This is a genomic window from Microbulbifer sp. CNSA002 (genome assembly GCF_047324085.1).
Lineage (GTDB): Bacteria > Pseudomonadota > Gammaproteobacteria > Pseudomonadales > Cellvibrionaceae > Microbulbifer.
On the sequence record NZ_CP172449.1, the window covers coordinates 3,593,659 to 3,615,539 of the forward strand.

At 50.7% G+C, this 21,881-nt stretch carries 19 protein-coding genes; 9 read left to right on the forward strand and 10 right to left on the reverse strand.

Annotated elements, in window-relative coordinates:
• Positions 1–54 precede the first annotated feature (54 nt).
• Genes ubiG through ACG1BZ_RS15940 form a run of 3 tightly spaced genes read left to right on the forward strand, consistent with a single transcriptional unit; the run spans position 55 to position 2,239 of the window.
• Positions 55–756 (forward strand): bifunctional 2-polyprenyl-6-hydroxyphenol methylase/3-demethylubiquinol 3-O-methyltransferase UbiG, encoded by a 702-nt coding sequence (gene ubiG / locus ACG1BZ_RS15930; protein WP_413662675.1) that lies wholly within the window; start codon positions 55–57, stop codon positions 754–756.
• A 12-nt stretch (positions 757–768) separates the two neighbouring features.
• A complete protein-coding gene (locus ACG1BZ_RS15935; protein ID WP_413662676.1) occupies positions 769–1,428 on the forward strand; it encodes an HAD family hydrolase in 660 nt (219 codons plus the stop codon).
• A 52-nt stretch (positions 1,429–1,480) separates the two neighbouring features.
• Positions 1,481–2,239, forward strand: a complete 759-nt coding sequence (locus tag ACG1BZ_RS15940; protein WP_413662677.1) for a YciK family oxidoreductase — start codon at positions 1,481–1,483, stop codon at positions 2,237–2,239.
• An 82-nt stretch (positions 2,240–2,321) separates the two neighbouring features.
• On the opposite strand, the gene ACG1BZ_RS15945 is transcribed toward ACG1BZ_RS15940, so the two are convergent.
• Positions 2,322–2,630, reverse strand: coding sequence for a hypothetical protein (locus ACG1BZ_RS15945; RefSeq protein ID WP_413662678.1), 309 nt, complete (start codon positions 2,628–2,630; stop codon positions 2,322–2,324).
• A gap of 755 nt (positions 2,631–3,385) precedes the next feature.
• Here ACG1BZ_RS15945 and ACG1BZ_RS15950 point away from each other — a divergent pair.
• Together ACG1BZ_RS15950 and ACG1BZ_RS15955 are read left to right on the forward strand one after the other, a co-directional pair.
• A complete protein-coding gene (locus ACG1BZ_RS15950; protein WP_413662679.1) occupies positions 3,386–4,534 on the forward strand; it encodes an RNA polymerase sigma factor RpoD/SigA in 1,149 nt (382 codons plus the stop codon).
• Positions 4,535–4,633: 99 nt separating this feature from the next.
• Positions 4,634–5,218 (forward strand): acyloxyacyl hydrolase, encoded by a 585-nt coding sequence (locus ACG1BZ_RS15955; protein WP_413662680.1) that lies wholly within the window; start codon positions 4,634–4,636, stop codon positions 5,216–5,218.
• Positions 5,219–5,272: 54 nt separating this feature from the next.
• Here the strand turns inward: ACG1BZ_RS15955 and ACG1BZ_RS15960 are convergent, their stop codons facing one another.
• On the reverse strand, positions 5,273–6,370 hold the full coding sequence (locus ACG1BZ_RS15960) for a glycosyltransferase (RefSeq protein ID WP_413662681.1): 1,098 nt from the start codon (positions 6,368–6,370) through the stop codon (positions 5,273–5,275).
• A gap of 170 nt (positions 6,371–6,540) precedes the next feature.
• Here ACG1BZ_RS15960 and ACG1BZ_RS15965 point away from each other — a divergent pair, with 170 nt between their 5' ends.
• Both ACG1BZ_RS15965 and ACG1BZ_RS15970 read left to right on the forward strand, forming a co-directional pair.
• Positions 6,541–7,431 (forward strand): TraB/GumN family protein, encoded by an 891-nt coding sequence (locus tag ACG1BZ_RS15965; protein WP_413662682.1) that lies wholly within the window; start codon positions 6,541–6,543, stop codon positions 7,429–7,431.
• A 135-nt stretch (positions 7,432–7,566) separates the two neighbouring features.
• Entirely contained in the window at positions 7,567–8,841 is a 1,275-nt protein-coding gene (locus ACG1BZ_RS15970) for an OprO/OprP family phosphate-selective porin (protein ID WP_413662683.1), read from the forward strand.
• Positions 8,842–8,894: 53 nt separating this feature from the next.
• On the opposite strand, the gene ACG1BZ_RS15975 is transcribed toward ACG1BZ_RS15970, so the two are convergent.
• On the reverse strand, positions 8,895–12,452 hold the full coding sequence (locus ACG1BZ_RS15975) for an indolepyruvate ferredoxin oxidoreductase family protein (RefSeq protein WP_413662684.1): 3,558 nt from the start codon (positions 12,450–12,452) through the stop codon (positions 8,895–8,897).
• A 277-nt stretch (positions 12,453–12,729) separates the two neighbouring features.
• Here ACG1BZ_RS15975 and ACG1BZ_RS15980 point away from each other — a divergent pair, with 277 nt between their 5' ends.
• The gene (locus ACG1BZ_RS15980; RefSeq protein ID WP_020413378.1) at positions 12,730–13,200 is read left to right on the forward strand and encodes an Lrp/AsnC family transcriptional regulator; all 471 of its coding nucleotides are present in this window, start codon (positions 12,730–12,732) and stop codon (positions 13,198–13,200) included.
• 63 nt (positions 13,201–13,263) lie between these two features.
• Here ACG1BZ_RS15980 and ACG1BZ_RS15985 read toward each other — a convergent pair whose 3' ends face one another.
• Positions 13,264–13,779, reverse strand: coding sequence for a shikimate kinase (locus tag ACG1BZ_RS15985; RefSeq protein ID WP_413662685.1), 516 nt, complete (start codon positions 13,777–13,779; stop codon positions 13,264–13,266).
• 19 nt (positions 13,780–13,798) lie between these two features.
• Positions 13,799–14,521: an acyltransferase gene (locus ACG1BZ_RS15990; RefSeq protein WP_413662686.1), complete on the reverse strand. Its 723-nt coding sequence runs from the start codon at positions 14,519–14,521 to the stop codon at positions 13,799–13,801.
• A 116-nt stretch (positions 14,522–14,637) separates the two neighbouring features.
• Between ACG1BZ_RS15990 and ACG1BZ_RS15995 the strand changes: the two genes are divergently transcribed.
• The gene (locus ACG1BZ_RS15995; RefSeq protein ID WP_282932028.1) at positions 14,638–15,255 is read left to right on the forward strand and encodes a class I SAM-dependent methyltransferase; all 618 of its coding nucleotides are present in this window, start codon (positions 14,638–14,640) and stop codon (positions 15,253–15,255) included.
• Here the strand turns inward: ACG1BZ_RS15995 and ACG1BZ_RS16000 are convergent.
• The 5 genes from ACG1BZ_RS16000 to ACG1BZ_RS16020 all read right to left on the reverse strand — a co-directional run bounded on the left by ACG1BZ_RS16000 (position 15,184) and on the right by ACG1BZ_RS16020 (position 21,744).
• On the reverse strand, positions 15,184–16,296 hold the full coding sequence (locus tag ACG1BZ_RS16000) for a prenyltransferase/squalene oxidase repeat-containing protein (protein ID WP_413662687.1): 1,113 nt from the start codon (positions 16,294–16,296) through the stop codon (positions 15,184–15,186). The genes ACG1BZ_RS15995 and ACG1BZ_RS16000 overlap by 72 nt on opposite strands.
• Entirely contained in the window at positions 16,293–17,054 is a 762-nt protein-coding gene (locus ACG1BZ_RS16005; protein ID WP_413662688.1) for a methyltransferase domain-containing protein, read from the reverse strand. Before ACG1BZ_RS16005 ends, ACG1BZ_RS16000 begins: the two co-directional genes overlap by 4 nt.
• Entirely contained in the window at positions 17,054–18,430 is a 1,377-nt protein-coding gene (locus tag ACG1BZ_RS16010) for a glycosyltransferase family 4 protein (RefSeq protein WP_413662689.1), read from the reverse strand. The genes ACG1BZ_RS16005 and ACG1BZ_RS16010 overlap by 1 nt, the downstream gene beginning before the upstream one ends.
• Before the next feature lie 462 nt (positions 18,431–18,892).
• Entirely contained in the window at positions 18,893–20,278 is a 1,386-nt protein-coding gene (locus tag ACG1BZ_RS16015) for a glutamine synthetase family protein (protein WP_413662690.1), read from the reverse strand.
• A gap of 116 nt (positions 20,279–20,394) precedes the next feature.
• Entirely contained in the window at positions 20,395–21,744 is a 1,350-nt protein-coding gene (locus ACG1BZ_RS16020) for an aspartate aminotransferase family protein (RefSeq protein WP_282932024.1), read from the reverse strand.
• Positions 21,745–21,881 lie beyond the last annotated feature (137 nt).

Genomic DNA, 21,881 nt, shown 5'->3' on the forward strand with positions numbered 1-21,881 from the left:
GGCCCAATCACTGAAAAATGCCGGTTACGAGCGACGGAGTTTGCAGAGAAGTTCATGAGCAATGTAGATCCCTCAGAAATCGCCAAATTTGAGCAACTTGCCAGCCGCTGGTGGGACAAGGAAGGCGAGTTCAAACCACTACACGAAATCAATCCACTGCGTGCAAATTACATTGACGGGTATGCTCCGGTTGCCGGTAAGAAGCTCCTCGATGTGGGCTGCGGTGGCGGTATCCTGGCTGAAGCCATGGCACAGAGGGGAGCCGATGTTACTGGTATCGATCTAGGGGAAGCCCCACTCAATGTCGCCAAACTCCACGCCCTCGAAAGTGGCGTCAGCGTCAACTATCGCAAAGTGGCAGTAGAGGAACTGGCAGAAGAAGCGCCCGAGAGCTTTGATATTGTTACCTGCCTGGAGATGCTTGAGCATGTACCAGACCCGTCCTCTGTCATTCGCGCCTGCGCGAAACTTGTAAAACCTGGCGGCAAGCTATTTTTCTCTACGATCAACCGCACCCCCAAAGGGTGGCTGTTTGCCGTAGTCGGAGCAGAATATGTCCTACGCTTACTGCCCAAGGGCACTCATGAATACAGTAAGTTTATCCGCCCCTCAGAAATGGGCGCCTGGCTGCGCGATGAGTCCCTGGAAGCGCACGATATAACCGGTATGACTTATAACCCGGTTACCCGAAGCTACAAATTGAACCCCCAGGATGTCGACGTCAATTATTTGATGTATGCCAGCAAACCAGAATAAGTGAACTGCAAAATGAAAGCCGTTTTATTTGACCTGGATGGTACCCTGCTTGATACAGCGCCAGATTTTATTGTTGTATTAAATCAACTGCGCCAACAGGAACAGTTACCTCCACTGCCTGACGAGACGATCCGGGGAACTGTATCCAATGGTTCCAGGGCGCTGGTGACATTGGGGTTTAACAAAGAAGAAGGTGACCCCGCCTTCCCAGGATTACTGCAAAGGTTGCTAGACCTCTACCTGGCACATCTTGCAGAGAAGACGACCACTTTCCCCGGTATCGACAACCTGCTCGACAACCTGGTTGAAAAAAACCTTCCCTGGGGGATTGTCACCAATAAACCGGAGGCCTACACCACTCCGCTGATGGAAGCCTTTACCCATCTACCGCCAGCCTCTGCAATTGTTTGCCCTGACCACGTCAGCAAATCCAAGCCGGACCCCGAGCCCCTATTTTTAGCCTGCAGCCAGATTGGTTGCGCGCCCGCTGAAGCAATTTATATCGGCGACCACAAGCGCGATATCATCGCCGGACAAAAGGCTGGTATGCCGACTATCGCTTGCGGGTATGGTTATATTGACTCTACAGACAACCCCGCCAATTGGGGGGCAGACCACCTGGTAAATTCCGCCAATGAAATTTGGCCCCTTCTAGAACAACACTATTTTTGAAACTTGAAGTAATACCGGGCACCCAAGCCCGGTGACAGTATCGGGATATTTCATGTCAGACTTTGTTGGCGACTATCAAGCGCCCTCCGACCTATTAAAGAGCAAAATTATTCTTATCACCGGTGCCGGAGATGGCATAGGTAAAACTGCAGCAAAGACTTTTGCCGCTCACGGGGCGACAGTAATTTTGCTAGGCCGTACAACCCCCAAGCTAGAAGCGGTCTATGACGAAATCGAGACTGCCGGCGGACCACAGCCGGCTATTTTCCCCATGGACCTGGGTGCGGCAAAAATAGAGGGTTTCGAGAGCCTCGCAGAAGCTATTCGCAACGAGTTTGGCCGCCTGGATGGACTCCTGCACAATGCCGGCCTACTCGGGCAACGCACCCCTATAGGCAATTACAATTTCAACACTTGGCAACAAGTAATGCAGGTGAATGTTAATGCAGCGTTTGGACTAACAAAGGCAATGCTGCCTCTGCTAGAGGAATCAGAAGCAGGCTCTGTTGTGTTTACAAGCTCCAGCGTTGGGGTTAAAGGGAGAGCCTATTGGGGGGCCTATTCAGTATCGAAGTTTGCCACTGAAGGACTGATGCAGGTACTCGCCGATGAACTGGAAGGGGTTTCCAATACCCGGGTCAACTCCCTAAACCCAGGGGCAACCCGTACAACAATGCGAGCAACTGCCTACCCAGCAGAAAACCCACAGTCGGTAACCTCTGCAGAAGATATTATGCCCACCTACCTCTATTTAATGGGTAGAGACAGTAACGGCGTAAGCGGGAAGCATTTTAGCGCCCAGAAGAAATAGAGACCCCGTCTCCTGGACAAGAATCCGGGCTTCGGTCTCGGGTACTTGTCCATGTAAGCCTTATTGGCATTGCACTTGATAGCTACTCACCGAAGCCCTTGTCATCACTGTCTTTTGAGTCCGCCCCCTCTCCAATTGGAGGCATATGCTCGGGAGCATCGGCAAATACATCGCCTTCAAACTCCATCATATTGGAGCCATCAAACAGCTCTATATCTTGAGCATCTCCCGAGTACTGGTTGTAGTCAACGGACTGATCATCCCGCTCACTAAGCGCGACCCCGACAGCATAAGCTGCAGATCGATCAGATACCGCAAGGCTTATCCCCTCGCAAGACACGTACCCAACCACAACAGCAAACAGTGCTGCAGGTGTTAGCAACCCCTTCATAGTTCCGCCCCTGGATAGTTTAGTTTTATAAAAAATCGCTCAATCGATAGAATTTTCTGCAACTTATTAAGTAGTCATACCCTCCAAACAACAACTACTAAAAACGACAATATTTCACAAACCGAACTCGAGCCCCATATTTTGTGGGCAATCAGCATGTATGGCTCTTCAAATTCTTTCATGCTGACAGCCAAAAAAGTGTGAACTCATCTGCATTTCTATTTGTTTGAGAAGATCTTGTGGGATAGAAGCTGACATGAAACGACTAACTTACTCTGGCAAGTTAACCCACCCGCGGAATAGCGGGCAAAAAATGACTTAGGAAAGAAAAAAAGAGTCCAACAACTAAAATGCCTAATTTCATCGGAATTAGAATTGTTTCAATCACCAAAGGCACTTATCAGAAGCCCCTATTCAAACTGGATAATAGCCGGTTCTGGCGCCAAAATGACAATGAAAGGATCTACTGGAAGGCTGGAATCTCGGTCGCCGCAGAAAAAGCAATGCTTGGCTAATTCTTTATGCCGCCAAAAGATAGTGGCCGAAAAGTAAGAGCAAGCGCGCCCAGTAAAAGCTAGTTTCTAGAGGCGCACATAAAACTCTCCCCCTTTTTCAGACCGGCAAAACCTTCGAGTCTCATTTTTCCCTTCTTAAGCTTACTGATACATCTATAGTAAGTAGAAATAGGCGTCAATCGACACCTTAATAGACTGATCAACAAGTTTCGTTCACACAGCCAACAAAGGTTTAAGCACTTGTCCCGAGAACATTTTTACTCAAGGGATGAAGAATGGCTGAAGGATACAGGCGAACCACTCTCTGACTCCTGCCAGGGTGCCAGCGAGCCCGACCCTCAAGTCGAGCGAGACCCTGACTCGGAAGAGATTCATGCCGCGGGTGATACCCTCTCCGAGAGCGGCACCACCCCAATGCAGAGCTATCTCAAGCATCTCTACAGGCTTGAGCTATTAACTCCGGAGGAAGAGCACAGTACCACCTGTCTATTGCGCGACCTGGAAGAAAAGCTCATTTCCAATCTTCAGGAAAGCGGCACCGAGTTGGTTCAGCTTCGCAGCGAAGGAGTGGAGCAGCGCGGAAGCACAGGCGCCTACGACCATGGACTTATAATTGCCCACACTGAAATCCTACTTGCCAGCAAGTTCCTGGATAGGCGCGGCCGCAGCAGGCTAACCGGACTCCTACAGCGCTTTCAACAACAGCGGAAAAAACTGATCCAATGTAATCTGCGCCTGGTTATTGCCATCGCAAAACGCTTTCGCAACCCATCAGTTCCCTTTATCGATTTAATTCAAGAAGGCAATGTTGGATTAATGAAAGCCATTGAGCGATTCAAACCACAAATGGGATACCGCTTTTCGACCTATGCCTACTGGTGGATTCAGCAAGAAATTCAATTGGCTTTAAGGCGCAATGAAGATCTTGTCCGACAACCAGCCAATGTCCAGGATGATTTAAGAGCGATTTACAGAGCCATTGGTGAAGTACGTGCTCAGGGGCAACCCGCATCCGATGACAATCTGGCCCGCCACACAGGACTAGATATTGAGAGAATCCAGAGCTTATTAAAACTCCCAGGACCAACAGGGTCCCTTGATGACCCAGTCGCAGACGACCAGAGCAGTACCCGACTGGACTATGCACCTGCTGATGAACTTTACAATACGGATGAGCTTGTAACCAACCAGGAGCTAGCTCAACGCCTCCGTGAAGCTGTTGCCCGCCTCCCCGCACGACAAAGGACAGTCCTCAACTTGCGGTATGGATTAATTTCTGACAAGGACTGCTCTTTTCGAGTTATTGGCGAGCAATTGGGGCTTAGCCAGGAGCGCGCGCGACAACTTCATTCTGACGCACTTCGACAACTGAAGCGGCAGTGGCGCTAGAAAAGGAGGAAGTCGATGGCAAGCCCCTCCTGAGAGCTTGCCATCGAACCCTTTCCCACTAGTCTTTAAAACAGTTCTATCAGTTAGTATTGCGAAGTTATGCGTAAGTTAGCGGTCTTCAACGAAAAATACTATGCCTTTAAATGCTGTACCTATTTTTTTGCCGGCGGACTACTTCTAGCCCAACCGACGCAAGCAGAATCCGAGCTCATTGCAAGCGCAGGTAAAGGGTTAGGAAATGAGTTAATGCAGTATCGCTCTATCTCAGCTTCAGAAATGGCTGGATTCAGCTACTCCTATCTACTGTCTTCATTTAGCCTTGGCGACAATTCACTTCAATGGTGGGGACAAGGCAGCTACTCCCATATGCGAATTGAACACCACAGCGAGAAACAGCAACAAAATATTCTCGAAATTAAACCTATTTTGCGCTGGTACCCCCGAGGTGAATTACGGGGTGGCTTTGCTGAAGCAGGCGCAGGAGCATCCTACTTAAGCCAAAAAAACTTTGGTGATATTGGATTGAGCACCAAACTAAATTTTGCCCTGCACTTTGCTTTCGGGTACCGTTTTTCCAGAGGCCACGTCCTTTCTTTAAGATACAGTCATTTTTCAAACGCCAGAACCAATACACCCAATCCCGGTTTTGATTTCGCCTCTTTGAACGGGCACCTTAACTTTTAGAAATTCAACCTTTTAATACTTTCCAGATTGTTAACGACTAAAATTGCTTTTAATTTAATTAAGTAAGCCCTGAAAAAAGTCTATGGTTTTTCCAGCCGAAGCTGCATAGCTAAACTCTTGAGGATTTAGATTATTTGGCTTGCTTACCAAATTCAAACTCGCTTCCATTAAAGATTTCAGATCACCTTTCTCCACCAGTCCTTCAGGAAAGTGTTTCTGTAAAACCTCCCCCGTACAACCTTCGGAATAAGCGACTACCGGGCGCCCCATCGCCAGCGCTTCCTTCGAATGTTTTGCGTTCCCATCTTTCTCGCTGGCGAGTTGAAAAACCAACTGAGAAGTTGCGTACAGCTCACGCATATCACGGCGTTCACCAAGGAATGTAACCTTACCACCAAGGTCCAAATCTTGTGCGAGCCCTTCAAGTTTTTTCAGATAACGCAAATTATCTTCAGCCAAAGCTCCTATAATCACTCCGTGAAAATCATCGCTTTGTGCCGCAGCCTGGGCCAACAGGTGTAAAAACTCCTCCTGGCCCCCACTTGCAGAGATCTCTCCCGGCATTAACCACCAGTTTTTCCCTTCCAGCTGGGGATAGCTATTCAAAAGCTTCAGTTGCCACTGGCTCGCTACCGGTTTTTCACGATCAAACTCGCGAATATTGATACCGTGATAAATAACCTCTATCGAGTCTTCTGTAATTTTGGGGGAGAACTTCTTCAGGTTCTCTGCAACCCCTCGGGAGCTTGCGATAATTCCATCTCCTGACAGCATACCTTTATTAAAATAACTGTCGGGGAAATCTTGATCCACGAGGGGCACCAGCTTAGGGCGACTTGTAGCTGACTCACTCTTTAAGGCGCGCCAAGCTAGAAAAGCCGTTGAGCGACCATAGGTATGGACAATATCCGGTTGCAACCTTGCGAGAATCTTACGCAGGCGGGATTTGTGCCGCAAAGACCAAATTGACTCACTGATTTTTGGAAAGCTAATAAAGTCACTACCGTGCAAACGAAACCGCGCCTCCAATGGTCCACCAGTAGAAATTACCAGGGACTCGTGGCCTTTTTTGACCAGTTCATTTGCAAACTCAAGCGCAAGAGTTGCTGTGATCCCAGGCTCTAGACTGGGCAAAAACTGTACAACTTTCAATTTGACTTCCGTGAAACAGACCAAAAGGTCTATTTTGACTTCCAATAAGATAATTTCCCAGTAAATCATCACTAATTTACAAGTCAGTGACTTGATGCCTAAAAGCCCCTCTGGTACCTGAAGGTGTTAGTGATAGTATTTGCAAAGGCAAATTACTCAGGGACCCGACAATGCTTCAGCGACAAATAAGTTACTTTCTCGCCTTTACACTGCTTCTACTAACAATAGGAGCTTCAGCCGCTGAGAGCGATAAAGGCATCTTCTGGAAAGCAACTAAAGATGATAAAACCGTTTACTTATTAGGCTCGGTTCACTTGGCAACTGAGGACTTTTACCCTCTTAGACCAAAAATTGAACAGGCCTACTCCAATAGTGATGCCATTGCCGTCGAGGCTGACATTCTCGCTGCAGAAGGCGACAGCCTGTTACAGCAGCGAATCATGATGGAGTCTATCTACCAAGGTGAACGAACTTTAAAAGACGAACTTCCACCCGCGATATACAGCCAACTGAAGTCGTGGATGCGAAAACGTAGTATGCCCGAGGCTATGTTTATCCGGCAGCGTCCCGCCATAGCCATGATCTCTATGAGTATGATTGAGATGCAGGCCCACGGCCTCAACCCAGAACTAGGCATTGATAGGCACTTTTTACAAAAAGCAAAAAAGGATGGGAAATCCGTTCTGGAGCTAGAAGGTGTCTTGCAACAATTCAAGATGTTAAATGACCTGGACAACCCTGCGCTCCTCTTCCAGCAAACCCTTGAGCAAATTGGGGATATTTCAACCTTTTTACCCAAACTTACCAGCGCATGGAAGCGAGGAGATGAAGAAGCTTTGAATCGCCTTATTATCCTCGACGGCCTAACTGAAAACCCTGAATATAAGCCGCTCTATGACACACTTTTTTTTAATCGCAATGAAAGGATGGCTGAGAAAATTGCCCTTAAGGGGCCAAACTACCAGTCTCTGTTTGTCATAGTCGGCGCTGGCCACTTGGTGGGCGAACGCAGTGTTATCGAGTTTCTAGGCGACACTGGTTACAAATTAGAACGCATTTAATCAACTGTCCAGTAACCCTCGGCGCAGATTTTCTGCGCCGTCCCATTCCCCCTCCCCGTCCAAAGTCTTTTCTATTGCTAAACTCGAATAGCACTTTTCCCGTGACCAATGACAACTCTCAACTAGAGGCGTCCGATGAAATGCTGGGGAGCATACTGTGCCATATCAATTCTTTTATTTAGCTTCCCGGCTATTGCTGATGAAGCCGAGACAAAAGGCGGACTGAAAATTGTCTCTGACGATGGGGATTTCTCCGCACAACTCGGCGGAAGGATTCACTTCGATACATACATTTTTGACAAAGACCTAGAAGATCCGGTCAATACAACCGACTTCCGTCGGGTTAGATTGACAATGAGGGGCAAAATCTGGGAGTGGGAATACAAACTTCAGAGAGACTTTGCCACCAGTGGAACCGCAGGGTTGCGTGACGTTTATTTAAGTACAAAGTTCTATACAGGAAAGTTGACTATTGGCAATTTCAAACCCAGTCGATCAATGAGTCAACTAACCAGCTCAAACGACCTCGTACTTATGGAGCGAGCACTTACCAGCTCTGCAGGTATTTACGACGGACGAGGCTACTTACAGGGGATCAAATGGGATAAACAATGGTGCTGCCATACCTTCGGTTTTACCCTGTTCAACTTGCGAAACCCCGGTGACCCACGCAATTCGGGGTTTGGCGCCGCAACTCGATTAACCTGGGCTCCAATCAGCGACTCCATATCAACCGTTCACCTCGGCGTATCCCGTAGTTACGAAAAAGCTAACCAAGATACACCTGATATTATTGCTGAGGTCGCCTATGCGGGCCGGCGGGGGCCAGAGCAACTTATAGCCATCTCACCTGGTGGATCAATTAATTTTTTTGGCGATTTTGGTGACGATGAATTTTTTCTCGGCGACGGTGGGGGGCGGGTCAATATTACCGGTTTCGAGCTGGCTGCAACCTACGGTCCCTTATTTGGTCAGGCGGAATACGCCTACGGGCACTTTTCAGGAAAAATATATCTCTCAGAATTGGTCTATGAAGAGTTTTTCGGTTTGCCTCCGAATTTTTTCTGTGATCCTATCACCGGGTGCTTTATTGGCGGACAGGATGTCCACTCCTGGTACATTTTGGGAAGCTGGGCAATTACCGGGCAGCACAAGCCATATGACGACAAGAAAGGGGTTTTTAAGTCAATTAAACCATCCCCCCCAGAAGGCGCATGGGAAGTTGCCGCAAGATACCAAACCATCGAAAATCGCGATTTCCACCAGCTTCGAGCAAGTAACCTTACGTTAGGGGTAAACTATTACTTCAACCCCAAAGTTCGGGTAATGATGAACATCACCCTAGGCGACAACGATTTTACTGGAGACAAAACCAACCAATTCGCCATACGACTACAAGGGGTTTGGTAGGGGATTATAAAGTGGCTCAAGACAGTCCTTGAGCCACTTTATCAAACGGGCAATTAACCTACTTGCTGTGCCTTAGCTGGGTCAAAAACCTCAACCTCAGCTGATAGTTTTATATCCCGAACCGGGTTTTCAAATCGATTTAATGCGATATTTCGCTGTTCTTTCGCTTTCTCAATATTGGCCTCCTTCACCGGGCCGTAGCCCCGGATGATATCCGGGTATTGAAGTAGCTCAACAGCAGCAGCGTGATTCTGCGAATTTAATTGGCCCAGAACTTTCTTAACCAATTCTTCATATTCGCTAATCAGTGCCCTCTCCATTTTTCGCTCAGCTGTATAGCCAAAAATATCAAGCGCCGATCCGCGCAAGAACTTCAGCTTCGCCAAAACACCAAATGCCTTGTACATCCAACCGCCAAATTTCATTTTGCGGGGACGCCCCAAGCCTTTATCGAAGCGCGCCAATAACGGGGGAGCCAAATTGAACTCCAGGGTAAAGTCACCACTGAAGTTCTCTTTTAGCGATTCGATAAAGCGGCTATCGGTGTATAGGCGGGCCACCTCGTACTCATCCTTATAGGCAAGCAACTTTGCATAATTGCGCGCAACCACCTCAGCCAACTGCACGTTCCCGGGCACTTTTAAGATCTCAGCAGATTTCACCGTATCGACCAAACTGCGGTAACGCTCGGCAAGGTCCGCATTTTGATAACCGGTGAGGTGCCCCACCCGGTGAGCCACGATCGCTTCAAGAGTTTGTGGTACTTCTACTGCAACTTTTTCGTGGGTTAACAGTTTGTCCAGAGCGTTGCGATTTTCTGCCGCCAACCGCCCTGCAGCAAATCCCTGCAGATTACCTTCCACAGCGACACCGTTTAAGCGGATCGCTTCCAGTAGGGAGGCTTCAGTTAGCGGAATCAACCCTTTCTGCCAGGCGTAGCCGAGCATAAAAATGTTGGCGGCGAGCGTATCACCCAGAGCTGCTTTGGTCAGGCGATGCGCTTCTACAGAGCTGAGCTCATTAACCGCGCCACTCACCGTATCCAATACCGCTTGCGGTGAATGGACATCCTCACGCCCGAGAACCGTTGCCGCCGTTGGGCTCAAGTGGGTATTCACTACCGCGCGACTGTGCGATTTATCCAGTTTAACCAAACAAGCTGCTACATTGCCGGCTGCAATCAGGTCGCAGGCCATTAGGGCATCGGCACGACCGTCGGAAATACGTACCGCCTGCAAAGCCTCGGGCGCAGCCGCAAAGCGAATATGGGAGTAAACCGCACCGCCCTTCTGAGCCAATCCGGTCTGATCAAGGGTACTGCACGCCTTGTCTTCGATATGTGCCGCCATCGCTAACAAGGCACCAATAGTCACCACACCCGTACCACCAACGCCGGTAACCAGGAAGTTATACGGCTGCTGTAAGCCCGGAAGCTGCGGCGAGGGCAACTTGGCCGCTTCAGTTCGCAAAACGTCGCCTACCCCGGCGCCCTTGGCAATATTGCCTCCTTTCACCGTGACAAATGAGGGGCAGAAGCCGTTAACGCAGGACATATCCTGGTTACAGCCGGTTTGGTTTACCCTGCGTTTGTCGCCCAGCGCCGTTTCCACTTTCTCAACAGCGATGCAGCTCGACTGCTGGACGCAGTCTCCACAGCCTTCACACACCAGCTCGTTGATAAAGGGGCGCCCCTCGGCTTTAGGCAGTAGCCCGCGCTTGCGCTTGCGGCGCAGTTCGGTGGCACAGGTCTGGTCGTAAATAATAACGGTACAACCTTCAACCTCACGCAGCTCATCCATTACAACGGGCAAGTAATCCCGGTGATGAATTTCAACTTCACTGGGGAAGGACAGCGCACCCTTGTATTTATCCGGGTTATCCATCACCAGGACAACTTTCTGAACCCCTTCTGCCAAAACTTGGCGACAGATCATATCCGGAGCCAACTCACCATCGTGGGGCTGGCCGCCTGTCATGGCGACCGCATCATTAAACAGGATCTTGTAAGTGATATTGACCTTGGCAGCCACGGAAGCACGAATAGCTAAAATACCGGAGTGGAAATAGGTACCATCACCCAGGTTTACAAAGACATGCTTTTCAGTTGTAAACGGCGCCTGCCCTACCCAGTTAACTCCTTCGGCACCCATTTGGGTGAAGGTATAAGTCTCCCTATCCAACCACTGAGCCATATAGTGACAACCAATACCTGCTAAGGCTCGGCTTCCTTCTGGCACCTTGGTGGAACGGTTGTGGGGGCAGCCGGCACAGAACATAGGCAAGCGAGACACGCTTGAGCCCGTCTGCTGGGAAATACGTTCAGCCAGGGCATTGAGGCGCATCAAGCGGTGCTTGCCGCCTTCATCCAACTTGTCCTCACCCAAAACAAAACCCAATACCTGGGCAATAATCGCTGGCGACAGCTCGCCATAAGCGGGCATCAGCGGCTGATCACTATCGTCCACTTTACCGAGAATACGCGGGAAATTTGGGTCCTTCACGTGGACGTTGTACAGCTCTTCTTTCAGCTGTACTTCCATCAAACTGCGTTTTTCCTCAAGCACCAGCAGCGTATCCAAGCCACGGGCAAACTCCTGGATACCCGGCACATCCAACGGGTAGGTCATACCCACTTTAAGGATTCGGATACCGAGCTGCTTGGCCTTCTGCTCATCGATACCCATGTCTTCGAAGGCCTGCATCAAGTCCAGATGGGCCTTACCGGTGGTTACGATACCGAGGCTCGCCTCAGGGTTTTCCAGTACAACCTTGTTGAGTTTATTGGCGCGGGCAAAAGCCAGCGCAGCAGGGCGCTTGTAACGCCACAGGCGCTCTTCCTGCTCGAGAGGGTTGTCCTGCTTGCGAATATTCAGGCCGCCCTCGGGACGCTCAATATCCGGGTAGTGGAATTTAACCCGCTCAGGGTCCACTTCCACGGTCGCAGAGCTATCCATATTTTCTGCCAGGGTGATCATTGCCACCCAGCAGCCGCTAAAGCGAGACAGCTCCAGCCCATAGTGACCATAATCCAACACTTCCTGCACGGTGGCGGGGTTAAGTACTGGAATATGCATATCTACAAAGGCAAACTCAGATTGCCCGGGATAGGAGGATGATTTACAGCCGTGGTCATCGCCGGCAACGATCAGTGCACCACCTTTGGGAGAGGAGCCAGCGGCGTTGGCATGGCGAAATGCATCGCAGGAGCGATCGACACCCGGTGTCTTGCCATACCAAATCCCGCAGACGCCATCCACTTCTGCGCCCTGGAACAAGCCCACCTGCTGGGAACCCCAAACTGCTGTAGCCGCCAACTCTTCATTGACGCCAGGCTGGAAACGGATGTTGTACTCTCCCAGCAGCTTTTTCGCCCTGGATAACTGCAGGTCGTAGCCACCCAAGGGCGACCCCCGATAACCGGAGATAAAAGTCGCGGTATTGAGGCCGCGATCCCGGTCCATTCGCATCTGGTCTATGGGTAAGCGCACAAGGGCCTGGATACCTGAAAGGAGCACACGGCCCTTGAGCATGGTGTAGCGGTCGTCCAATGAAACCTGTTTTTTTACTTGGGAATCCGCCGTACTTTGAGGACTGGTTACTTTTTCAGTCATACACCTACTTCCGGTTAATTATTCTTCTCGAAACCCGGTTCGAGTTATTAGTCATTATTCTTCCGAATAGTCCGTTTTCCGTGGTCAGATACGCCTGTTTTTATATTTGCCGCAAAGTCCCAGAGCGGCTAAGGGCACACTGCACCTATCCCGAAACGGTTTAGTCAGGTCATACTAGTTCGTTAAGCGCAATAGAGCATTGCTTTATTCACGCAAATATGCGTAAATTTGTGATAGAAGTTTCGATATAGATAATTTTTATAGGATAGGAGTCTTTATGAAGCGTTCGACAGACCTGGATGATTTTGACCGTAAGATTCTGCGAGCGCTGCAGGAGAACGCAGATTACTCCATGGCAGAGCTGGGCGATAAAGTCGGTCTTTCGCACACTCCCTGCTGGCGCAGAATCAAGCGATTGGAAGCCGAAGGTATTATCCGTGGCCGTGTTACCTTGCTGGATCCACGCAAATTGGATCTGGGTGTCACCGTATACTGCTACGTTACCATCCACAATCACGATGAGGAATCCCTGAACAACTTTGAATCAGCAGTTCAGGATGTCCAGGAGGTGGTAGAGTGCTATTCCACCAGCGGAGACAAAGACTATGTCCTGCGCGTGGTAGTGGATAGCGTGGAGCACTATGAGCAATTACTGAAGCGCTCCCTGGTACACCTGCCAAACGTGGCCTCAGTCAACTCCACCTTTGCCCTCAAGCAGGTGAAGTACACCACCCAGCTGCCACTTTAAGCCAAAAGTGTGAAAAGTAAAGCCCCTTGCTTTAACGCATGGGGCTTACTGAGAGAATTTCGGTTACTCTGCAAGCTCCCGCAGCGCATTAAGTAAATGATCAAGCGTTTCCTGCAGTGATTTACTGTCACAATCCACCGTTATTTCTGCATATTGCCGGTAAAGGGCCTGTCGCTCTTCAAATAAGTCCGCAAAAGACTGCCCGGGCGCCTTCGCAATGCCACGGCTTTCATAATTATGGATACGCCGACGCAATTCCTCCGCTGAACACTGAAGAAACACTACCACACCCTGACTGCGTAGATTCGCCATGCCCTCTTCGCTATAGACTGCGCTTCCTCCAGTGGCAATAACATCACTGGGGAGGGTGGCCTCAGCTAATACCTCCCCTTCAATGGCGCGGAGATTAAGATAGTCACTTTCAGCCATAATTTGCTGCAAAGTCTTGCCCTCTCTGGACTGGATCAGAACATCAGTATCTGTAAACCCCAGTGCCAGCTCCTTTGCCAACAACACCCCCAGCGTACTTTTACCGGCGCCGGGCATTCCAATCAGGACAATACTTTTTCTTTTTTTCATTTTATTAATACTTACACATTCAATCGCTACGGCGGGGAAAGAATACCGAGCGCAACCAACCCAATAAGGTGTTCCCACCCAACATCATCTTATCCAATTCATCCAGATTATGCGCTTGGCGAAAGGCATCGGCAAATAATGCCTCCCGGGTAATCATTCGCCGCTTGGGATTAATTGATTTAATGGGTTTTGCCGGATTACCGGCGACAACCGTATTTGCGGGGACATCCTTGGTGACGATACTGCCGGCTCCCACTACAGAATTATCACCGATAGTGACACCTTTGCAGATGGTTGCACTATCTCCAATCCAAACATTGTTACCCAGGCGCACCGGGGAGGTACAACGGAAGGGCCGCGTGCGATTGTAGAGCCCATGCCAATCAGAATCGGAAATATACACATTGGCTGCGATCATACAGGCGTCGCCAATCTCAATAGATTGAGCCGCAGAAATACGTACCCCTGGAGAGATCAATACGAAATCCCCAATAGTAATAAATGCCTCTCCCCCCTTGTGCCCAAAAGTGGTAAAGCGAATACACTTCTCGTTGTTGGAGATTAAGTGAGGATAATTTCCGAGCCGAACATTTCCGCCAAAAACATGGACAGAACCCGGGTCCATTACTTCCGGCTCAACCCCAACCGCATCGAATTGTGGCAGAAGGAAATACTCTGTTCGCCATTTTCGCCAACGCAGCTGCAGTCGCTTGAGCCAATAGGGCCTGTGATCCTTACGCATATTTTAATTTCTACTTATATTTTATGGGATTTACGGAGCCCTGAGTAAAAACCCAATTGCTTTTGTATTAGTGGCAGTTTAGTGTTTCGGCCACGAAAAATAGCAAGCGTTTACCCATGTCCCTAAATCTACCTATTGATATTCGAGCAATTAAAGGTTTCCTCGCCGCCCATGAAGGGGAAGCTCTCTACCACCTGGCAGCTGAAGCCAGCTCACTGGGTCCCTGTCTTGAAGTGGGCAGCTACTGCGGCAAATCATCAATTTACCTGGCCAGTGCCTGTAAGCTGACCGATAACGTCCTGTTCGCCGTGGACCACCATCGAGGTTCTGAAGAGCACCAGCCCGGAGAGGAGTATCACGATCCCGAACTGTTTGATGGCCAGGCCAATTTAATGGACAGTTTTCGCACTTTCCGCGCGAATATTCGCGCGGCTGAATTGGATGACTGGGTTGTTCCCGTCGTCGCCCCCTCCGCAACAGCTGCACGCTGCTGGAATACCCCTTTGGGTCTCGTATTTATTGACGGCGGCCACTCCCTGGAAGCGGCCATGACCGATTATCGCAGCTGGTCCCGCCATATCGTGCCCGGTGGCTACCTGGCGATCCACGACATTTTCCCGGACCCCGCCGATGGCGGCCAGGCGCCCTACGATATTTACAAACTAGCCCTGGCTTCCGCTCAATTCGAGCTCGTCGAAACTGTCGACACCCTGGGAATCCTGCGCCGCATTTAGGGGCAGGCGCACCGATGTAAACAGCTCGCTCGCTGGCGTTAATCCGGCGAGCGCATCGGCAGCCAGAAGCATGGCCCCTACAGTCCAGGTGGTTTTTTCCTCCGGCCAGATGGCCTCATCCCGGTAGACATAACCGGTCCAGTAGCCCCCATCTTTATCCTGCCAGCGGTGCAAGCCGCGATACAAAATTTCCGCCCGCGAACGCTGGCCAGCAGCGATTAGGGACATAGTGAGTTCGCAGGATTCAGCCACCGTCACCCAGGGCTCATCACTGACGCAACGACATCCCAAACCAGCCACGACAAACTCATCCCAGCGCTGCTGAAGACGCAACTGCGCTGCCTCACCAGAAAAGGCACCGGTTAATACGGGATAAAACCAATCCATTGAAAAGCGCGCCTTGCTTTCCCAGGTGCGATCAAAGCGCTCCGGTTTATTGCGCAGCGCATCGCCCAAAGCTTCCCGGGCAAGTATCCATTGAGGGCGAGCAACCCCTAGCTGGTGGGCAATATTAATTGCGCATTCCAGACTTTTATAAATGGAAGAACAACCGGTGATCAGGGCATCTTTCATAGGGGCGCCCTCTGAATCTACCGCCCAATGAATTTCGCCAAATTCCGTTTGCAAGCGCAATACAAACTCGATTGCACGCTCCACCATCGGCCAATAGCGCTGTAAAAACAGTGTGTCTCTACTAACCAGAAAGTACTGCCAAATTCCTGTTGCCACATAGGCAACAAAATTGGTTTCACGGCGCTCCCGGTTGTCTATATCGCCATCTTTATAAGCGGCCCACCAGCTGCCGTCTTCCAGCTGAATCTCAGCCAACCAGCAATAAGCGTTTTCAGCAGCACTGAACTCTCCGGCAATGGCGAGCCCCATAGCGGCCTCAACATGATCCCAGGGGTCGGCATAGCCCCCTTTAAACCAGGGAATTGAACCATCGGGGAGCTGCTGGGAGAGAATATAGGCGGCGCTATCCTGGATAAATCCTTCAGGGAAAAGACCAGAAGCTGTTGCCGGCACAGAAATTTTACTCATGCTTCAACTCCCTCAGGCAGGGAGAGGGCCGCATCCACTCGTTGTGTCGACCCGGCAGGTTTCACAAAATAGAGAGCGATACTTTTTCCCAACAGCGGGTTCAATAGTTTTTCGAGAACCCGGGTAAAGGCTGGTTTCTTCATCAGATCCCACACCAACAGGCGGTGATAGGCAGAGACCAAACGGGAATCGGGCTTGTCCCAAAACAAACACTTTAACCACCAGTAAGGTGCATGTAACGCATGGGCCTTATGCCGGGCAAAATAGTGGTGTCCCAGCCTTTCAATATCCTCTCGCAGCTCGCGCTCGCGGAATATTCGGATATGACCACCCTCAACCTGATGGTATTCATCGCTGAGTTTCCAGCACACCCACTCGGGAAAAAATGCCGGTACTGTCGCGGCAAAAATACCGGAGGGTTTTAATACCCGGTTAATCTCAGCCAGGACAGACTTGTAATCGGGGATATGCTCAAGTACCTCTGAGCAGATAACCACATCAAAACTCCCATCGGCAAATGGTAGTTGCAAGCCATTGGCAACTCCGAACTGCAAGCGACCTTTTGAGTGCTCGGGAGAGCGGAAAGGTTCCGCTCGCTCACTGGCAGTGCGCACATCATCAAAACACAGGTCAATGCCGTAAACATCGACATCATCGGTGATCATCAAGTGGATGGAATGGCGCCCTTCACCGCACCCCAAGTCGAGGACTTTTTGGCCAGGGCGAAGATTTAAGTGCTGGGGATCTACAGTAATCATTAAGCCGCCTCCGCACTGCGCATATTCGGAGTTTCTATTTCATGACTACTGGGTTGTTCCGCCAATGTATGTCCGAGAATTTCCCGGTAATATTTCACCAAACTCTCTGCAGCGATTTTCCAGGAAAATTTATTTTCAATGCGCTGGCGACCTTTCTCACTGAGTTCTTTTCGCAGCGCTTCGCTGGATAAAACCTGGCGCAGGGCATTGGCCAAAGCTTCGTGATTTCCTGCAGGGACCACGATTCCGGCATCCCCAACCACCTCAGGCAAGGCACCCCCGTCACTGGATACTACCGGAGCACCACATGCCATTGCCTCCCCGGCAGGTAAACCAAACCCCTCATAGAGCGATGGGCAAACTACCGCTGTAGCCTTGCGGTAATTATCGACCAGTTCTTCGTTAGAAATACCGGAGACAAACTGAACCCTATCCTGAAGATCCAGATCGTGAAGCAAGCGTTCCGTAGCGCCACCTTCGCGTAATTTGCCAACCACCAACAACTCTATGTTTTCATATTCCTGGCGCAGTTCCGCCAACGCCTGTAATAAAAAGCGCAGACCTTTGAGGGGCTGATCTGCCGATGCGGTGGTCATAATTCGCAGAGACAAGCGCTTATTTTCTGCCCCTGGGTTAAATAATTCGGTATCAATACCGTTGTAAATCAGGTGAATCTGCTCGGGAGCTACGCCAAACTGCTCGATAATATCCCGCTCAGATTGCTTGGAAACTGTCACGATATGGCGAAGCTTCCGCGATACCTTAATCTGCATATTCAAAAAATTATGCCAGCGACGTACCAGCAAACGAAAACGCCAATCGGGGGCGGCATCTAATGCCAGTTGACGATCCCGGGTAATGGGGTGATGAATTGTCGCGACAACAGGCAATCCATTTTTCTCGATATCCAGCAAGCCGTAACACAGTGATTGGTTATCGTGAACAATGTCGTATTGTTTGCCGTGCTTGCGCAGGTATTTATTTACCCGACGGCCAAAGGTATAAGGCTCAGCAAAACCGCCGGTAAGCTTACTCCACCATTCAAAAAAATCCGCCCACGAGAGCAGGTGGCGAGGTTTCAAGGCCCGCGCTGGACGCTCAACTTCATAGAGGTTCAACCCTGGCATTTTGATGAGTTTTACGCGCTCATCGAGTTCTGGGTAGGGCTGGCCAGAAATAACATCCACGGAGTGACCAGCATCAACCAGTGCTTTACTCAGGTAGCGCAGGTAGATGCCCTGACCACCACTGTGTGGATTGCTGCGATACCCCAAAAGGCATATTTTTAGTGGCTGCGTCTCGCCAGCCGTTGGACCGTCTGCACAATTTCCCAAGGCGGTCATAGTTTCCCCATCTGCAATATTCTTATACCCCATAACATTATCCGCTCTCGCACAGACATTCTGCGAATGCCAACGTCTAAGAGCCGACCGTCTGGGGTGTCTCGCTGGTAAAGCGGAAGAATACACTGGCGGAGAAATGACTGCTAGGCGGAAGCGGTCCACCCTCTTGGTATCCTGGCCCAAGGATGTGTGCTCGCAAGCCAAAATAGCAACAAAAGCCCAGCAACCGCACACCGTGTCATTCGATACACTCAAGCCATGGCGACTTTAAAAGAAGGGATTAATACGAACAGGAAGTGGAAATAAGTCAATCGAAAATAAAAAAATGCCCGCCAAAAGGCGGGCCAGATTTCTCGAACACACTTTCAGGAGGAGAGTTTCAAGCACATTACGCACTTAAATTTAGGTATAGCAGAGGAAATACCCCCACTGACTCTCCTGTCGTGAAAGCCGTTCACTAAAACGGCAATCGGCGCTAAAGCACACCGCCAATCTTTATACCCGATGCAGATAACTCTGGTATTCAACATCGGTAACGCGGGCAGCTATCTCTGCTTGCTCCTGTCTTTTCAACAGAGAGAACAATTCCACAAAGCGCGGATCAAGATACTCGCGCCACAAAGGGCTCTGCTCAAAGCGCTCCAGTGCACCACTCCAGGTATTGATCAGCTTCTCACTCTCCACCTGATAAGCATCGCCTTCCACAGGTGCAGGCGCTTCCATCTGGTTCTCAATGCCATGACACACACCAGTGAGAATCGCAGCTAACACCAGATAGGGGTTTACATCCGCCCCGGCAATGCGGTGCTCGATACGCCGTGCCACAGGATCACTGGCGGGCACACGCAAAGTTGTAGTGCGATTATCGTAGCCCCAGCAGAGATTCAGCGGTGCGTGAGAGCTCTCCTGGAAGCGGCGATAGGAATTGCTGTGAGGTGCGAAAAACGCCATCGCATCGTTGGCAGTCGCCAGCATTCCTGCTGCGGCATAACGCAGTAAATCGGAGCCAGTGTCAGAACCGTCATCAAAAACGTTCTTTCCATTGGCGTCGATCAAACTCATATGCACGTGCATTCCGTTACCCGCCTGATCCCCGAAAGGCTTGGCCATGGTACTCACGCGGAAGCCGTGACTGCGCGCCACCCCTTTTAACAAGCGCTTAAACAGTAATGTTTGGTCTGCTACTTTAACGGGATCGGCACTGTGCAACAGGTTGATTTCAAACTGTCCCGGCGCACACTCCGACAATACTGAATCTGCGGGAATACCCTGGGCCTCGCAAGCAGCTCGCACATCGGCAAAGAAGTGTCGCTGTGCATTGAGCTCGGACAGATCGTAAACGTCGGTGGAAGGCACCAGCTCGGCGTCGTTATCGCTAACCGGGCGCGGACGCGCCAGATGATCCACCTCATCGCGGAGCAGATAGAATTCCAGCTCGGTCGCACACACGGCGGTATAACCCAGTTTGCCGAGACGCTCTACCACGCGTTGCAACTGGCTGCGGGGATCGGCATAGAGAGAGGAGCCATCTGCCTCATGCAACTGCATATGCAGCTGGGCAGTGGACTCGCGATGCCAGGGCGCCAGGCTAATAGGCGAAACCGGCAGACAAACGCCGTCGCTGTCTCCACTGGCAAATACCAGCGGGCTGTCTTCGATATCCCGCCCCCAAATATCGAGACTGACCGCGCTACGCGGCATTTGCAGACTGCCCTTGAGCAATTTCTCCGCAGCTTCTGCCGGCAACCACTTCCCTCGCGGCACGCCATTGATATCGAACATAAAGCCTTCGATCCACTTTAGGTCCGAGTGCTCTGCCAGGAATTTTTGCGACTGCTCCAGCAGATCGGGCTGGGCAGTGAATTCTTTTTCTTGAGACATAAGGTGCCTGGGGTGATCCAATCTAAACGCAGAGACGACCCGCCATCCCTTTTCCATTCAAATCATGGAAAACGGAGTACCTGATCGCCTCTGCAACAGAGTATCTTGCCGCTATGTTACGCCAGTGCTTTAGCAGTGTCGTCCAGGGCGCGGTGCGCTTTTTCTACCAGCTCATCGACCTGTTCAGTGGTCATAATCAGCGGTGGTGCGATAACCATGGCATCGCCAACGGCGCGCATCACCAAACCGTGCTTGATACTCAGGTCACGACATACCGCACCAGCGGTGCAGTCATCATCAAAACGAGCGCGGCTGGCCTTATCTTTTACCAGCTCCAAGGCGCCGACCATACCCAAACTGCGGGTTTCGCCAACGATCGGATGCTCCGCCAGTTCAGCCCAGCGCTTGGACAGGTAGGGGCCGGTTACATCGCGGACATTCTCGATAATCTTCTCGTTGCGCAGAATATTGATAGTTGCCAGACCGGCCATACAGGCAGCCGGATGCGCGGAGTAGGTGTAACCGTGGGTAAACTCGCCACCTTTGGTTTTGATCACTTCAGCGACACGATCACTCACCATGGTACCGCCCAGGGGGAAGTAGCCATTGGTTACTGCTTTGGCGAAAGTCATCAGGTCGGGCTTCATGCCGTAATAGTCGGCACCGAACCACTCACCGGTACGACCGAAACCAAAAATCACTTCATCCATCACCAGCAGGATGTCGTACTGGTCCAGCACCTTCTTGACTTCCGGCCAGTAGGTTTCCGGCGGGATAATTACGCCGCCAGCACCCTGAATTGGCTCAGCGATAAACGCCGCAACATTATCCGGGCCCAGCTCCTGGATTTTCTCATCCAGGCTGCGAGCCGCTTGGATACCAAACTCCTCCGGAGACATATCGCCGCCCTCACCAAACCAGTAGGGCTGCTGTACGTACTCAATGTAGTCGAGCGGCTGGAATTGCTTGTGCATACCGCTCATACCACCCAGGCTGGCACCGGCAATGGTAGAGCCGTGATAGCCATTCTTACGGGAAATAACGATGCGCTTCTCCGGCTTTTCCTGGATATCCCAGAAACGGCGGATGAGGCGCAGGTTAGTATCATTTGCCTCGGAACCGGAACCCGTGAAGAACACATTGTTCATATGCGCCGGGGTCACTTCAGCCAGGGCGTCGGCGAGTTCAATCGAGGGCACCGTAGTGCACTGGAAGAAGCTGTTATAGAAAGGCAGGGTATTCAGCTGCTCGTAGATCGCATTGCTGATTTCTTTGCGGCTGTAGCCGAGGTTGCAACACCAGAGGCCTGACATGCCATCAAGCATTTTGTTGCCATCAATATCGGTGATGTAAGCGCCCTCGGCGCTGGTAATCACACGGGTCCCCTGCTGACCCAAATCATGGAAGTCAGTAAATGGGTGTAGCAGGTGCTCACGGTCGTGTTGCTGCAGCTCAGTCTTGTTCATATTTCTCTCCTGGCTTTCACAGGCCTTGCTCAGCGCCCACCAATCGGGCTCAAAAGGCCAAATCGTTACCACTAATTTGTGATCACATTCTAGTGGGGCCATCGACAGAAGCGCAAGGTCTATCTGCCCTTACCGAA

Bases quoted from the DNA above. Each gene is read 5' to 3' on its own strand.
- ubiG (WP_413662675.1), top strand. From the start codon at position 55: ATGAGCAATGTAGATCCCTCAGAAATCGCCAAATTTGAGCAACTTGCC.
- ACG1BZ_RS15935 (WP_413662676.1), top strand. From the start codon at position 769: ATGAAAGCCGTTTTATTTGACCTGGATGGTACCCTGCTTGATACAGCG.
- ACG1BZ_RS15940 (WP_413662677.1), top strand. From the start codon at position 1,481: ATGTCAGACTTTGTTGGCGACTATCAAGCGCCCTCCGACCTATTAAAG.
- ACG1BZ_RS15945 (WP_413662678.1), bottom strand. From the start codon at position 2,630: ATGAAGGGGTTGCTAACACCTGCAGCACTGTTTGCTGTTGTGGTTGGG.
- ACG1BZ_RS15955 (WP_413662680.1), top strand. From the start codon at position 4,634: ATGCGTAAGTTAGCGGTCTTCAACGAAAAATACTATGCCTTTAAATGC.
- ACG1BZ_RS15965 (WP_413662682.1), top strand. From the start codon at position 6,541: ATGCTTCAGCGACAAATAAGTTACTTTCTCGCCTTTACACTGCTTCTA.
- ACG1BZ_RS15970 (WP_413662683.1), top strand. From the start codon at position 7,567: ATGAAATGCTGGGGAGCATACTGTGCCATATCAATTCTTTTATTTAGC.
- ACG1BZ_RS15975 (WP_413662684.1), bottom strand. From the start codon at position 12,452: ATGACTGAAAAAGTAACCAGTCCTCAAAGTACGGCGGATTCCCAAGTA.
- ACG1BZ_RS15980 (WP_020413378.1), top strand. From the start codon at position 12,730: ATGAAGCGTTCGACAGACCTGGATGATTTTGACCGTAAGATTCTGCGA.
- ACG1BZ_RS15985 (WP_413662685.1), bottom strand. From the start codon at position 13,779: ATGAAAAAAAGAAAAAGTATTGTCCTGATTGGAATGCCCGGCGCCGGT.
- ACG1BZ_RS15990 (WP_413662686.1), bottom strand. From the start codon at position 14,521: ATGCGTAAGGATCACAGGCCCTATTGGCTCAAGCGACTGCAGCTGCGT.
- ACG1BZ_RS15995 (WP_282932028.1), top strand. From the start codon at position 14,638: ATGTCCCTAAATCTACCTATTGATATTCGAGCAATTAAAGGTTTCCTC.
- ACG1BZ_RS16000 (WP_413662687.1), bottom strand. From the start codon at position 16,296: ATGAGTAAAATTTCTGTGCCGGCAACAGCTTCTGGTCTTTTCCCTGAA.
- ACG1BZ_RS16005 (WP_413662688.1), bottom strand. From the start codon at position 17,054: ATGATTACTGTAGATCCCCAGCACTTAAATCTTCGCCCTGGCCAAAAA.
- ACG1BZ_RS16010 (WP_413662689.1), bottom strand. From the start codon at position 18,430: ATGGGGTATAAGAATATTGCAGATGGGGAAACTATGACCGCCTTGGGA.
- ACG1BZ_RS16015 (WP_413662690.1), bottom strand. From the start codon at position 20,278: ATGTCTCAAGAAAAAGAATTCACTGCCCAGCCCGATCTGCTGGAGCAG.
- ACG1BZ_RS16020 (WP_282932024.1), bottom strand. From the start codon at position 21,744: ATGAACAAGACTGAGCTGCAGCAACACGACCGTGAGCACCTGCTACAC.